Below are 13546 nucleotides of genomic sequence, written 5' to 3' on the forward strand. Positions count from 1 at the left end.
AAACAGTGGCGCGACCACGCACCGCTAACGCAATGGCCGACCTGTTTTCACAAACATGCAGACGCGCTTCATGATCGCCTGACGCCCGGCGTTCCCGCGGTTGGCGAAGCTGTGCATGGGGTCGCGTTGCGCGCAGCGGCCGTGACATAGCGCGGTGCCATGCGGATGCGCGCCCGCAACAGCCTGGAGAAGAAGCATGAACGACCGCACTCACGATATCGACGTAATCAATGGCCTGATCGAGACCACGCTGGACAGCAGCGACGGTTACAGCGAGGCCGCGGACCACGCGAAGAACCCCATGATCGCCGACCTGTTCCGGCGCTGGGCTGCAGAGCGTAGCCGCGTTGTGGCGGAGCTGCGCACCTGCGTGCGCGGGCTGGGCGGCACGCCGGAAGACGACGGCACCGTGCTCGCCTCGGCGCATCGCGTGTTCATGGACATGCGCTCGCACATGAGTCGCGACGACAAGGGCGTGGTGGAAGAGATCGAGCGCGGCGAAGACCACATCAAGAGCAAGTTCGAGGATGCCCTGAAGGACGAGAAGCTCGGGCCCGAGGCGCGCAGCGCCGTGCAGGCCGCCTATACCTCCGTTCGCGCGGGGCATGACGAGATGAGCGAACTGAAGCATTCCTACGAGAAGGTTTGAGGCAGCGGGGCCGTCCAGTCGCGGGCAGGCTGGACGGCCCGTGGGCGGATGGTGGTGCGGTGTCACTCCACCGGGACGCCTGTGCGTCCCGGCGTTCATGTTGTCGAATGCCCGCGTGCCCGTGCGCCGAACGAAGAAAACGCTACAGCATGGGCCCCATCGCAACGACACTATGGGTCGGGCAATCCGGCGGCGAGAGAATGTCGTTGCCCAGCACCAGCTTGCAGGTCCAGGTGATCTCGCCGCCAGGCTTGCCATCCTGCTCCTTGGGAATGAGCAGCAGGATCGGCGCCGGGCTGACATCGGTGTTGCGGGTCTGCAGGGTGATCAGGCCGCCGTCGGCGATCTCGGCGTGCTCCACGTAGGGTCCGTTGGCGGCACGCGGGTTGTAGTGAAGATCGGCGGCGCGGATGTTTTCCAGGCCGCCATTCACCGTCGCGGCTTCGAGCACCACCATCTTCATGGTGTCGGCGCTCTTGAGGGCCTCGGCAATGTAAGGCCGGGCGCGCAGGCCGGACCACAGCGGAACCATCAGCACGCCCGCCACCACGCAAAGCAGCGCGGCCGTCAGGATGTCGAAGGTGGACAGCGTCTGTGGCCGAAGCCGGCGCGGCGTGGCCGGGAGTTCGATGCGTGCATGCGAGGCGGGATGGCGGCCGAACAAGTTCAGGTCACCTTGGCTTGGCGTGAGTCCGGTCGACTCCGGTGCCGGACCGATCGGCACCGGACGCCAGCCGGGCGGTGAAAGGGAAGGGTCGAGTTGAGCGATCACGGCGACGTCCTGAGCGGGTGGCTGGCTAAGGCGTGCCGTAGGTCCGCTTGCCCGGCTGTCCGCCGGTCAGCTCTGTCGCCATCGACAGATGGTCCTCGAGCGTGGGCAGCGTGTTCCGCGCGAACTGGCTGATCTGGGCGTTGGTGCTGCGCGTGCCTTCGGTAAACAGCTGGATCGCCTTCTGGTGATCGTCGACCATGGCCTGTGCGTAAGCCTGGTCATAGGCCGTGCCGCGCATGGACGCCCAGGATTTCGCGCTGGCCAGTTCCGTGGGGTCGGGCTCGGCGGAAACCGTGACGTTGTTGCGCTTGGCCACGTCCGCCAGTTCGCGATTGGCCTTGGTGTGATCGTCGATCAGGCGCTGCGCCATCTTCTTCGCCGCCGGCGATTGCACGTGGGCGAGCGCCTCCTTGTTGATGGCCACCTCGGTGGCGCCGTCGACCGCCGCGTGGCGCAGGAACGCCTGGTCCTGGCTGCTGGGGCCGCTGGTGGTGCCGGCAGAGTTCTGCGCCGCCACCGGTCCGGCGGCGAGCAGTACGGAAATGGCCACGATGGCCGCATATCGTTTCATCGGAGTGCTCCGTGTTGGCGTGCCCCTGCGCCGCAATGGCACCGCGTTCGGATGCCTGTTCGCAGTTGTTCAATCACGAGTCAGGAGTATGTCGGCGGGCATCTGGCGCACGCGCGAACCGGTCATGAAGATCGTCGCGACGTAGGTCACGATCGCGACAACGATTCGTGTAAGCGCCGCGTGCGCACGGTGTGTCATCGCCGACGAAACGGCGATTTGGCGAGCTGTTTCCTCACTCCGAAAACACGGATGTCGCGTTCTCGCTCATCGCGATTTAACAATTCATCGACGCCACGTTGCGGTTTCATCCCAAGTAATAACCGCCTTTGCCGCTGACAAGGGTCGCCGCCATGCCGCCTTCTCATCGCTGCAGTTTTGGCGTTCCGGGTCTGGACAAGGTGCTGCACGGCGGCCTGCCGCCCGGACATCTCTATCTACTGGAAGGGCAGCCGGGTTCCGGCAAGACGACGCTTTCGCTGCAGTTCCTGATCGAGGGCGTGAGCGAAGGCGAGCGCTGCCTGTATGTCACCCTCTCCGAAACCACCAAGGAGCTGCGCGAGGTGGCGGCGTCCCACGGCTGGGACCTCAACGGCATCGAGCTGTTCGAGTTGTCGTCGGTGGAAGACATCCTGGGCGAGGGCCGCAGCCAATCGGTCTTTCACTCCTGGGAGATCGAGCTGGGCGAGACTATCCGCCTGATCAAGCAGGAGGTGGAGCGGCTCGATCCGCGGCGCGTGGTGTTCGACAGCCTGTCGGAGCTGCGCCTGCTGGCGCAGGATCCGCTGCGCTATCGGCGCCAGGTGCTGGCGCTCAAGCAGTTCTTTTCGCCGCGCAACGCCACGGTGCTTTTCATCGACGACCTGACCGGCGAGGGCAGGGACCGCGACACCCACCTGCACAGCATCAGCCACGGCGTCATCTCGCTGGAACGCTTCGCGCTGGAGTTCGGCGCCGCGCGCCGCCGCATGCAGGTGCAGAAGATGCGCGGCGCCACCTTCATGGCCGGCTACCACGACCTGAACATACGCACGGGCGGCGTCGAGGTGTATCCCCGACTGGTCGCCGCGGACTATCAGGTGGAGTTCGTCAACCAGCCGGCGCTCAGCGGCGTGCCGCACCTGGACGCGCTGATGGGCGGCGGTTTTCTGCGCGGAACCAGCGCGCTGCTCACCGGGCCGGCCGGCACCGGCAAGACCACGCTCGCCTTGCAATACGTGGGCGAGGCCTGCGCGCGCGGCGAGCATTGCCAGGTCTACGAATTCGACGAGCGCATCGGCACGCTGCTGCACCGCGCGAACGCCATGGGCGTGGACCTGCAGCAGTTCATGAGCAACGGCCTGCTCGAGATCCATCAGGTGGACCCCGCGGAAATGTCGCCCGGCGAGTTCGCCTGGCGCGTCACGCGGGCCGTGCAGGAGCAGCAATGCGCGATGGTGGTGATCGACAGCCTCAACGGCTACCTGTCCGCCATGCCGCAGGAGAAACACCTGCTGCTGCAGATGCACGAACTGCTGGCCTTCCTCAACCTGTCGGGCGTCACCACGTTCCTGATCAATCCGCAGTTCGGCTTGGTGGGCACGCTGGACACGGGGCCGCTCAACGTGTCCTACATCGCGGACACCGTCATCCTGTTCCGCTTCTTCGAGGCGAAGGGCCGCATCAGAAAGGCCATCTCGGTGATCAAGAACCGCAGCGGCAGGCACGAGGACACCATCCGCGAGTTGCACATCGACAGCCAGGGCCTGCGCGTGGGCGAGCCGCTCGCCAGTTTCCGTGGCGTGCTCACCGGCACGCCCGAGTTCGTCGGGGACGCGCGGCCGCTGCTGGAAAGCCGGGATGCCTAACCGTGCCGAACGTGGCCAATGGGTGCAGATCGTGGCGCCGTGGCAGCGCGACGCGGCGAACCTGGCCGATGTGGTGTCCAGGGAGGGCTACCGCACCTCGGTGTATCCGAACCTGGCGGCGCTGGCCGAGCATGTGGGAAGCGAGACGGGCGTCGTCATCCTGACGCAGGAGGCGCTGGACAATGGCACGGACGCGTTGCAGGTTGCGCTGGAGCGGCAGCCCGCGTGGTCCGACATTCCCTTCGTCGTGCTCCATTCCACGTCCTACGGGCGGGACACGGCGGTCGCGCCCTTGCCGCATGCGGTGCTCAACCGCATCGAGCTGGAGCGGCCGATCGGCGCGGCATCGCTGCTGAGCGCGGTGGGCACGGCCATGCGTTCGCGCCAGAAGCAGTTCGAGGTGCGGGACCGCATGGACGAGCTGGCGGCCAGCCAGAAGGCGCTGGCGGAAAGCGAGGCCGAGCTGCGACGCATCACCGATGCCTTGCCGGTGCTCATCGCCTTCGTCGATACCGACTTTCGCTACCGCTTCGCCAACAAGGCCTACCACACGTGGTTCGGCATCGACCCCAAGGACATGCTCGGCAAGACCGTCGAGCAGGTCTTTGGCAGCGAGCGCTGGGAAGTCCGCAAGGAGGCCATGCAGCAGGCGATGGCGGGCCACGCCATCCGCGTCGAGCTGCCGTGGCCGCATGCCAACGGCAAACGGCGCGTGGCCGAGTTCCGCTACATTCCCCGCTTCCAGCCCGATGGCCGGATCGATGGCGTGCACCTGTTCGCCAGCGACATCACCGAGCGCAAGGAGGCATTGGAGGCCATCAGCCAGGCCGCCGTGCGGCTGGAGCAGAAGGTAGCGGAGCGAACCGCCGAACTGCGCGCGCAGATGCAGGCACGCTCGGAAAGCGAGGCCGCGCTGCGCCAGGCGCAGAAGATGGAAGCCGTCGGCCAGCTCACCGGCGGCATCGCACACGACTTCAACAACATGCTCACCAGCATCATCGGCGCGCTGGACGTGGTGGGCATGCGCGTGAACGACGAGCGCACCGCAAGGATCGTGCGCGCGGCCACCGAGTCGGCTGGCCGCGCCGCCGCACTCACGCAACGCCTGCTGGCGTTCTCGCGCAGGCAGTCGCTCGACCCGAAACCGGTGGAGATCAACGAACTCATCCAGTCCATGCACATGCTGCTGGTGCAGACCGTCGGCGAGCGCATCACCATGCAGACGTCCCTGGCCGAAGGGCTGGGCAAGGCCCTGGTGGATGCCAACCAGCTCGAAAGCGCGGTGCTCAACCTGTGCATCAATGCGCGCGATGCGATGCCCGACGGCGGACGCCTCAGGATCGCCACGCGACATGCGCCAACCATGCCGTTTCAGCGCAAGGGTGAAGCGCCCCATGCGCTGGGCTACGTGGTGGTGGAGGTGTCCGACAATGGCGTGGGCATGGACCCGGCGATACGCGAACGCGTGTTCGAGCCGTTCTTCACCACCAAGCCGTTGGGCCAGGGCACGGGACTCGGGCTGTCGATGATCTACGGCTTCATGCAGCAGTCCAAGGGTTTCGTCGACCTGCAATCCACGCCGGGCGGCGGAACGACCATCTCGCTCTACCTGCCGGTCGCGCCGCCCGAACAGGCCGTCGCCACAGCGCAGGAAGACGCGACGACGCCACCGGGGCACGGGCAGCTTATCCTGCTGGTGGAGGACGACGACCAGGTGCGGCTGCTGGTGAGCTATCTGCTCGAAGAGCTGGGCTACGCCGTGGTGACGGCGGTGGACGCCACCGCCGCGATGTCGCACGTGGCGTCGCTGGGCCATCTGGATCTGCTGATTTCCGATGTCGGCCTGCCGGGCATGAATGGCCGGCAGCTCGCTGAACTGATCCGCGAGGAACACCCTTCGGTGCCGGTGCTGTTCATGACGGGCTATGCGGAGAATGCGGCCGTGCGGTCGGAATTTCTTGGGCCCAATATGAGCATCATCGCCAAGCCGTTTGCGCTGGATGATTTTGGTAGGGTCGTGCGGCGGGTGTTGCATCATGTGGAGTGATTTGTTGCCGCATGGCGAGCCGATGTTTGAAGTGGCATGGCGCGGTGCCTTAGCGCCTGCAGAGTTTCCGCGCCGTTCACGCCCCCTCACCGTCATTCCGGCGCAGGCCGGAATCCAGTAGCGAAAGTGATCGGTTGTCGCGAGGCGTCAACGCATGTTGCGCTTCTGCGAAAACCGCACAGCAACGTCACTGGATTTCGGCCTGCGCCGGAATGACGTGAGGGGGATAAGCGTTTACGCGAGATTGCCGGGCCTTCAAAGCAACCTGAGCGTCAGCTTCTCCATCGCACTCCGATCATGCCGCGACAGCCTGGCATAGGCGCTCTGCAGCGAGCCATCCTCGCAGGCACGCAACACCGCCGGGTGAACATAGGATTGCCTGCAAACCGCCGGCGTATGTCCCAGCTGCGCGGCCACGGACTGGATGGCCGATTTCATCAGCGACCGCTGCGCTGCCTTGGATGCGTCGGCGGCGAGTTCGGTGCCGCCGAGCGCGACGACGGCGAGCACCGTGGCGCCCCAGGTCCGGAAATCCTTGGCGGTGAAGTCGTGGCCGCTGATCTCCTTGAGGTAGGCGTTGACCATGCCGGAATCCACGGGATGCGTGTTGCCGTCCTCATCGAGGAACTTGAATAGCCGCTGCCCCGGCAGCTCCTGCAGGCGCTTCACCAGGCGCGCGACGGCGGGCTCGCGCACGTCGACCTCGCGCTCGATGCCGCTCTTGCCGCGAAAGCGCAGCATCAGGCGGTCGCGCGCGGTCCTGGCGTGGCGCTGGCGCAAGGTGGTGACGCCGTAGCTGCCGTTGCTCTGCGCATAGGCCGTGTTGCCAATCCGAAGCAAGGTGGTATCGAGCAGCCTGACGATGGCGGCCAATACTTTCGGCAAGACGATGCCCGGACGCCGCAGATCCGCGGTGACGCGGCGGCGCATGGCGGGAAGGCAGCGGCCGAACGTCGCCATGCGGGAGAACTTCCCCTCGTCGCGCGTGCTGCGCCAGCGCGGGTGATAGCGGTACTGCTTGCGACCCTTGGCATCGCGGCCCGTGGCCTGCAGGTGGCCGCGCGCATCGGGACAGATCCACACATCGCGGTAGGCGGGAGGAATGGCGAGGCTGCGTATGCGCGCCAGGGTGCGCGGGTCGGTGATGCGGCGGCCGCGTTCGGTCCAGTAGGTGAAGCCCTTGCCGCTGCGCCGCCGATGCCAGCCGGGCGCATCGTCGGTGACGTAGCGAAGGCCGGCGGCCTTGGCTTCGCGCCGCGGGCTGACGGTGGTGCGCTTCACGGTGCCGCCTGTCTGGTCATGGCGTCCGCTGCGCGGAACCGATGGCCACGCAGGCCGGACGGGGCGTGCATGTCCATGTCTCCAGCCGGTAGGCGGGGTGCCTCATGTGCCGCCGTACCTGGGCATGCATGTGATGCCGGAACACGTCCATCGCACGGTCGCCGCTGAGCGGGTAATCGGTGCGCCCCGTCCAGTGCACCACGAGAATCTCCACGTCCGACGCCATCACCCGCGACAGGCGGCCGGCGAGTTGCTTCAGTTCGGCTTCGTTGAAGTAGTAGAGCACCTCGGAAAGCACGAGCAGGTCGAACGGACCCTCGAACGCGCCATCCGGCAGATGCGCCTGCACGAACCTCACGTTCGCGCCGGTACACAGCCGGCGCGCGCGGCGCAGCGCATGGTGGCTGGTGTCCACCGCGGTGAGCATGCGGCAGCGCGCGGTGAGGAAACGCGTCAGGCCGCCGATGGAGCAGCCCAGTTCCAGTCCATGCGCGTACGTCGGTTTTTCCAGCGACTGCATGCTGCGCGCGAACTTGGCGAGCTCGTAGTCGCTGGTGAGTACCGACCACGGATCGGGCCGCGCGCGGTAGAGCCGCTCGAAATAGTCGTGGTCATAGCTCCGGACGGAGAAAGACTTCGATGTCGGTGTCGACATGGTTCAGTAGCTCCTCCGGCAGCACGAATCCCTCCACGTCCAGCGGATGCCTGCCAAGCTGCGAGGCATAGGCCTGTATGGCTGCCGACTTCGCCGGACGGTAGTCGCCCACGCGCACGCGCACGCCGTCGAGCGCCGCCGGCGTGTCCTCGATCAGCCAGCTCCAGATCGGATAGGTCATCAGCGTCACGTCGGGCAGGCCTTCGATGGCTTCGCACACTAGGCCGTAGGCGGCGCGATGGTCGCCGTGCGGATCGGTTTGCGCGGTAACGAGGCACTTGCACGTGCCCATGCCGCTGATCAGCGAGCGCAGCCACTGCACCGTCTGGCGGCGCTCTTCGTCGTTCAGCGCGGCCAGGCCCGCGTCGGGCAATCCGCGAAAACTGAGTTGGCCGGGCCCGCAACCCACCTGCGCGGCGGCGGCGACGGCTTCCGCGCGGCGGATGCCGGGAAGATCCTGCAAGCCATCGGGGTGGGATTTCCCGCCATCGGTAAGAAAGGCGATGTGGCGCAGCAGGCCGTGATGGCTGGCCCACGCCAGCAGGCCGCCGCAGCCCAGGGTCTCGTCATCCGGATGCGGCGCAACCACCACGAGGCCGTCGTCGCCGAACACCTCTTCGGGCGAGACAAGAGGCAGGCATCGCAAGGCGCTGGCATAGCTCATGGGTGCACCTCCGTCGGGCACGATTTCGCCAGCGCATGAGCGGCCACCTGGTCGCGCACGCGATCGGGCGCCGGCTGGCGAAGATAGGTCTGCAGGTCGCGCGCGATGCGCTCGATAAGCGTGGCGCGACGAAAGGACGCCAGGCCGATGGAGCGCTGCACCAGCTCGATGACATCGAGCAGATGGCGCTCCACGGCCAGCCGCGCCATGCGCACGACGTGCGTGATCTCATCGGCGGAGCCTTGCGAGTCGGCTGCGGCGCGTGCGCGATCCAGCCACAGCAGGGACGATTCCACGGCGACGCAGGCATCGGATACTCGAGCGCGCTGATGCGGGTCGCCGTCCCGCTGCGCGACGGTCAGCTCGTGCATCATTTCCTCGAGCAGGCGCTCGCCCGCGCCGATCTGGGCAGCGAGAAAACGCCAGGCGCCGGCCGTGAACATCGGCTCCTTGTGGTAGTCGCCGTCGCCACCGATGATTTCCTCGCGTTCCACCACGGCGTGCTGGTAGCGCACCGGCAGGGTGATGGAGGCGCGCATGCCCAGCATCTCCCATTCATGGCGGCCGCCCGCCTGGTATTTTGCGGCCGGCCACACCATGCGCTCGCCCAGCACATCGTGGCGAGCGGTGACCAGCGGGCGGTCGATCAGGCCGGCGCCGGATGCGTAGGCCTTCATGCCGTCCAGCGTGTACTGGCCGGGCCCGCGAATGCCGAGCTGGAGCGGGCCATCGGGATGCGGCGCGTTCCACACACCCAGCCATCCGCCGTCGGCGACGTAGCGGCACAGCGCGTCGCGTTGGTGCGGTTGGCCAAACGTCCAGATCAGCTGGAACGCGTTGACGTGGCCTTCGTACAGGCGGGCGAGCGAAAGATGCGTGCCGCCCAGGCAGCGAAGCAGATGGCTCAACGCAAGGGATGCTCGCGGCGACCATCCGAACTCCGCGCCACCGAATGACGCAGGCAGCACGGCGGTGGTGGCGCCGCAGGCGACGAGATAGTTCAACGCCTCCACGGGCGCGCCATCGACGCGGTCGTCCTCGACGGCGAGCGGATCGAGTACGCGGCGTAGTTCCTCGCGATCGAACGCGAGCGGTCGGGCCGGTGCGCTGCGCGCCTGTTCCGCCGCGGCGTTCATGGTGCATTGACCAGGCTGGCGGCTTCGGTTTGTACGTCACTATTGCCGAGCCGCGCGAGCAAGGCTTCGCCGCGCACGCAGTGGCGCAGCAGCTGGCTGGGCCGGATCGGTTCGCGGCGCAGGCGCGGCGAATGCCTTTCCACCAGCGACCACGCCGCCGCGAAACACGGCGAGCACAGCGCGTCGGCTACGGATCGAACGGGCAGGCGAATGCGCCGCGCGAATGCCGCGAGGTCTCCGGTACCGGGGGTTCCCAACGCATGCAGGTCGCGAAACGCGCGTCGCACGCGTGCCCTGAAATACGCGCGCTCCAGCGCTTCCAGCCGGCCGTCGCAGGGCGAGTCGGGTTCAAGGATGCGATGGCGCATGGTGTCCGCCATGCCGCCGCGCGCGCGACCGAATATACGTCCGGACGTCTGCACGCGGCAGGACGTGTCATGGCGAACACGCAGGCCGTGCTCTTCGGCCTGCGTGACGAGATGCACATCCTCGCCATGCGATGGCCAGGCAAGCCCGGCCAGATGGTCGAGCGCCGATACCCTGGCGGCCAGGTTGGCGCCGCTCGCCTGGTAGTGGCGAGGCCACGGATCGTGCGCGACGGGATCCAGCCTGCATTCGAGCGCGTCCAGGCAGCGCTCGTAGCGCTGCTCCAGCCGGCCGCGCGCCTTGAGCGATCGCGGCATGTCGCTGTCGTCTCCCGCGCAGATGTCGGTGATGCCCGCAACCATGTCGTAGCCCGAGGCAAGCAGCGCGCGATAGCGCTCTATCCAGTTGCGCGGCACGACGCTGTCGGCATCCGTGGTGAAGAGCGCGCCCTCCGGAGAGGCCAGGCTTTTCCATGCCAGATGCATCGCCGCGCAGCGCGCCGCGCCGGCATCGCGGCGATGCGCCGGCAGGTCGGCATCGATGACGTGCAAGGGAAGCGCATGCTCGCGGCCATAGTCGACGGCGGCCTGGAATGTATCGTCGGTAGTGCCATTGACGAACACCAGCACGCCATGCGCCGCCAGCGTCTGCTCCGACAGGCTGGCCAGGCATCGCGCAATGCGCGTGGCCTCGTCCAGCGCCGGTATCGCAACGACGCAGTCCAGCGACGCGCGCCGCCATGCATCGTTGTACCAAGAGCGGTGAAGGCGCGTGCCGGATAGCAATCCGGCCAGGGTGGGCTCGTTCGGCATACGTGGTCCTCGACGTTCTGTCAGTGCCTGGCGCACGCATCCCGTGGCGAATGCGAAAGGCGATTGGATGCTGTCGGTGGCGTGGTGAACGACCTGTCGAGTTCTTGGTAGCCAATGGTGAGTGCGCGTTGCCTACGCCGCCCGATTGTCGGCAGCGCCTTCACGAATTTCCGCCGTCCGCATGACGCACCGCGGGTATGGTGATTCCACCGCCGAGGGCGACGGACGAGGATGTCCTTCGCCGGTGATCCGTGTGTCCCGCTGGCGGGCGGCGATCCAGCGAACGATGGACTTCCTTCTTGCATGGGCGCGCGCAGTGGCAGACGACGCGAAGGACGTGGGCAAGACATCCTGGTGGAAGCGGCTCGGCGCCGGATTCGTCACCGGTGCGGCGGACGACGACCCCAGCGGCGTCGGCACGTATTCGCAGGTGGGCGCCAAGTTCGGCTACGGGATGCTGTGGATCGTCTTTCTGACGATACCGCTGATGATCGCCATCCAGATGGCGAGCGGCTGGATCGGCCGCGTTACGGGACGCGGCCTGGCGGATACGCTTTCGCGGCATTTCCCGCGCGCGGTGGTGTGGACGCTGGTGGCGTTGCTGATCGTCGCCAACGTCATCAACGTGGGCGCCGACCTGCTGGCGATGGGCGCCGCCGCGCAGCTGCTGGTCGGCGGCTCGGCCGTGCTGTTCGCCATCGCCTTCGGCGTGGTGTCCACGCTGCTGCAGGTGTTCCTGTCGTTCGATAGATACGCGCCGCTGCTGAAGGTGCTGGCCCTGACGCTGTTCGCCTACGTCGCCACGCTGTTCACCATCCACATTCCCTGGGGAACCGCCATGCGCGCCCTGGTGTTTCCCCATGCCCCGTGGAATGCCGAGTACCTCACGGGTGTGGTTGCCGTGCTCGGCACCACTATCAGTCCTTACCTGTTCTGCTGGCAGGCCGCGCAGGAAGTGGAGGAGCTGCGGGAAAACAATGGGCGCGATCCACTCAAGCACGCCACGGACCAGGCGCCTGATGCGTTCCGGCGCATCGCGCTGGATACCAGCGTCGGCATGATCTTCTCCAACGTCATCGCGTTCGCGATGATCCTCACCACCGCGGCGGCCCTGCATGCCCACGGCAAGATGGATGTGAAATCCGCCGCCGATGCGGCGGAGGCGCTTCGGCCTGTGGCCGGCCGTTTCGCGTTCACGCTGTTCTCGCTGGGCATCATCAGCACCGGCATGCTCGCGGTGCCTGTGCTGGCGGGATCGACCGCGTTCGCCGTGGCGGGTGCCGCGCACGCCCGCTATGGCCTGGCGCGCAAGCCTGGCCAGGCCAAGCTCTTCTATGCTGTGCTGGTAGGAACGATGGTGCTGGGAGCGGCGCTGACGTTCTCGCCCATCGACCCGATCAAGGCGCTGTACTGGAGCGCCGTGGTGAATGGCGTATGCGCCGTGCCCCTGATGGTGGCGATCATGCTGGTGTCGCGACGACGAAAGGTGATGGGCGACCACGTGCTGCGCGGCTGGCTGCACGTTCTTGGCTGGTGCGCGACGGTCGCGATGGGCGCGGCGGTGGTGGTGATGTTCCTGACCCTGGGCAAGGGCTGAATGCATTGGCGCGGACTAGCCAGCCAGTGTCTGGCCATGGCGGCGCTGATCCCTGGCCTTGTCCACGCCGGCGCGGGTGCCTACGTGGTGGACGACGCCGGCATCACGCCGGCCGGCCACTGCCAGGTGCAGAGCTGGTTGCAATGGCTGTCGGGTGGCGCGGCCGTGCTCAATACGCTGCCGGCGTGCAGCACGGGCCCGGTGGAATGGTCGCTGGGCGTGTCCGCGCAGGATCATCCTTTCCAGCACCAGGAAAGTCCCGCCATCAAATGGATGATCCGCGACCCCGAGCAGCACCGCTTCGGCATCGCGGCCAATATCGGTGGCACCGCGCAGGGCGGCCGCTGGATCAGCAGGAACGGTTATCTCGCCATGACCTGGACGCCGGACGACGACAAGCGCTGGTCGATCAATACGGATCTCGGCGCCATCAGCGCGCCGCCGCAACGATGGAAGATGCTGGTGGGGCTGGGTGTGCGCTACCAGCTCAGCGAGCGGTTGTCGCTGATCGCCGAACGCCTGCAGCCCTGGAACAGGGAATCGATCAACCAGTTGGGCGTGCGCTGGAAATACAGCCATCGTGCCAGCGTGGATGTGCTCGCGGGCAAGGGCTCGGCCAGCGGGCAGGGCACCTGGCTGACGGTGGGCTGGAACGTCACGTTCTGAGCGCCGCCGCTTAGCGCTGCTCCAGCGCGCGCTGTACGTCGTCGGCCATCGGCCCGACCTTGGCGACGATCTCGCGCAGCTCGTGCTCGGAGATGCCGAAACGCTCCGCCCAGTCGCGGCATTCGTTTTCCTGCGTGATGTCGATGCGCGTGCGATGCGCGACCGCCTGTTCGCGCTTGCCGTCGGATTTGATGTCCTGGCTCATGCGTTCTCTCCGGGAGCGCGAGAAGGAATGAAGGGCGACACGGGATCGCTCGAGGGAAAGGTTTCCTCCAGCGCCTCGTCGTGGTTCTCCGCCTCGCGGCGCTTGCGCTCGCGTCGCTCCGCCTCGGTTTCCGGCGCGGTCTGCGCGCGCTCATCGTCTTTGCGATCGTCCGGATGCGGAAGGTCCTTTCGGTCTTTGCTGGACATGGCGTGCCTCCGCGTTTGCGTTGGCGTGAATGGTCGGGCGGGCCGCGTGAGGCGGATGCGCAGCGCGCGTGAGCA

General features: G+C 66.9%; 14 protein-coding genes. 5 read left to right on the forward strand and 9 right to left on the reverse strand.

What is annotated here, in order from left to right; genetic code table 11:
* Positions 1-196: 196 nt before the first annotated feature.
* Positions 197-649, forward strand: a complete 453-nt coding sequence (locus tag BDW41_RS16480; RefSeq protein ID WP_074549213.1) for a PA2169 family four-helix-bundle protein — start codon at positions 197-199, stop codon at positions 647-649.
* A gap of 142 nt (positions 650-791) precedes the next feature.
* On the opposite strand, the gene BDW41_RS16485 is transcribed toward BDW41_RS16480, so the two are convergent.
* Together BDW41_RS16485 and BDW41_RS16490 are read right to left on the reverse strand one after the other, a co-directional pair.
* Positions 792-1421, reverse strand: a complete 630-nt coding sequence (locus tag BDW41_RS16485; RefSeq protein WP_146217370.1) for a hypothetical protein — start codon at positions 1419-1421, stop codon at positions 792-794.
* Positions 1422-1446: 25 nt separating this feature from the next.
* Positions 1447-1992 (reverse strand): DUF4142 domain-containing protein, encoded by a 546-nt coding sequence (locus tag BDW41_RS16490; protein ID WP_083337668.1) that lies wholly within the window; start codon positions 1990-1992, stop codon positions 1447-1449.
* Positions 1993-2342: 350 nt separating this feature from the next.
* On the opposite strand from BDW41_RS16490, the gene BDW41_RS16495 reads away from it, so the two are divergent.
* Positions 2343-3836, forward strand: a complete 1494-nt coding sequence (locus BDW41_RS16495) for an ATPase domain-containing protein (protein WP_074549209.1) — start codon at positions 2343-2345, stop codon at positions 3834-3836.
* On the forward strand, positions 3829-5883 hold the full coding sequence (locus tag BDW41_RS16500) for a PAS domain-containing sensor histidine kinase (protein WP_074549207.1): 2055 nt from the start codon (positions 3829-3831) through the stop codon (positions 5881-5883). Before BDW41_RS16495 ends, BDW41_RS16500 begins: the two co-directional genes overlap by 8 nt.
* A gap of 255 nt (positions 5884-6138) precedes the next feature.
* On the opposite strand, the gene BDW41_RS16505 is transcribed toward BDW41_RS16500, so the two are convergent.
* The 5 genes from BDW41_RS16505 to BDW41_RS16525 are packed head-to-tail and all read right to left on the reverse strand — an operon-like array spanning position 6139 to position 10797.
* Positions 6139-7164, reverse strand: coding sequence for a DNA topoisomerase IB (locus tag BDW41_RS16505; protein WP_074549205.1), 1026 nt, complete (start codon positions 7162-7164; stop codon positions 6139-6141).
* Between the two features lie 16 nt (positions 7165-7180).
* The gene (locus BDW41_RS16510; RefSeq protein WP_074549203.1) at positions 7181-7819 is read right to left on the reverse strand and encodes a class I SAM-dependent methyltransferase; all 639 of its coding nucleotides are present in this window, start codon (positions 7817-7819) and stop codon (positions 7181-7183) included.
* The gene (locus tag BDW41_RS16515; protein WP_074549201.1) at positions 7776-8483 is read right to left on the reverse strand and encodes a PIG-L family deacetylase; all 708 of its coding nucleotides are present in this window, start codon (positions 8481-8483) and stop codon (positions 7776-7778) included. The genes BDW41_RS16510 and BDW41_RS16515 overlap by 44 nt, the downstream gene beginning before the upstream one ends.
* The gene (locus BDW41_RS16520) at positions 8480-9619 is read right to left on the reverse strand and encodes an acyl-CoA dehydrogenase family protein (protein ID WP_083337667.1); all 1140 of its coding nucleotides are present in this window, start codon (positions 9617-9619) and stop codon (positions 8480-8482) included. The genes BDW41_RS16515 and BDW41_RS16520 overlap by 4 nt, the downstream gene beginning before the upstream one ends.
* Positions 9616-10797: a glycosyltransferase family A protein gene (locus BDW41_RS16525; RefSeq protein WP_074549199.1), complete on the reverse strand. Its 1182-nt coding sequence runs from the start codon at positions 10795-10797 to the stop codon at positions 9616-9618. The genes BDW41_RS16520 and BDW41_RS16525 overlap by 4 nt, the downstream gene beginning before the upstream one ends.
* A 337-nt stretch (positions 10798-11134) precedes the next feature.
* Between BDW41_RS16525 and BDW41_RS16530 the strand changes: the two genes are divergently transcribed.
* Together BDW41_RS16530 and BDW41_RS16535 are read left to right on the forward strand one after the other, a co-directional pair.
* Positions 11135-12394, forward strand: coding sequence for a divalent metal cation transporter (locus BDW41_RS16530; RefSeq protein ID WP_233496904.1), 1260 nt, complete (start codon positions 11135-11137; stop codon positions 12392-12394).
* Positions 12395-12430: 36 nt separating this feature from the next.
* Entirely contained in the window at positions 12431-13060 is a 630-nt protein-coding gene (locus BDW41_RS16535; RefSeq protein ID WP_074549195.1) for a hypothetical protein, read from the forward strand.
* A 10-nt stretch (positions 13061-13070) separates the two neighbouring features.
* Here BDW41_RS16535 and BDW41_RS16540 read toward each other — a convergent pair whose 3' ends face one another.
* Both BDW41_RS16540 and BDW41_RS16545 read right to left on the reverse strand, forming a co-directional pair.
* A complete protein-coding gene (locus BDW41_RS16540) occupies positions 13071-13265 on the reverse strand; it encodes a DUF3606 domain-containing protein (protein WP_074549193.1) in 195 nt (64 codons plus the stop codon).
* Positions 13262-13471 (reverse strand): hypothetical protein, encoded by a 210-nt coding sequence (locus BDW41_RS16545; protein ID WP_074549191.1) that lies wholly within the window; start codon positions 13469-13471, stop codon positions 13262-13264. Before BDW41_RS16545 ends, BDW41_RS16540 begins: the two co-directional genes overlap by 4 nt.
* Positions 13472-13546 lie beyond the last annotated feature (75 nt).

It is taken from the genome of Dyella sp. AtDHG13 (genome assembly GCF_003201105.1).
In the GTDB taxonomy this organism is placed as follows: domain Bacteria; phylum Pseudomonadota; class Gammaproteobacteria; order Xanthomonadales; family Rhodanobacteraceae; genus Dyella; species Dyella jiangningensis_B.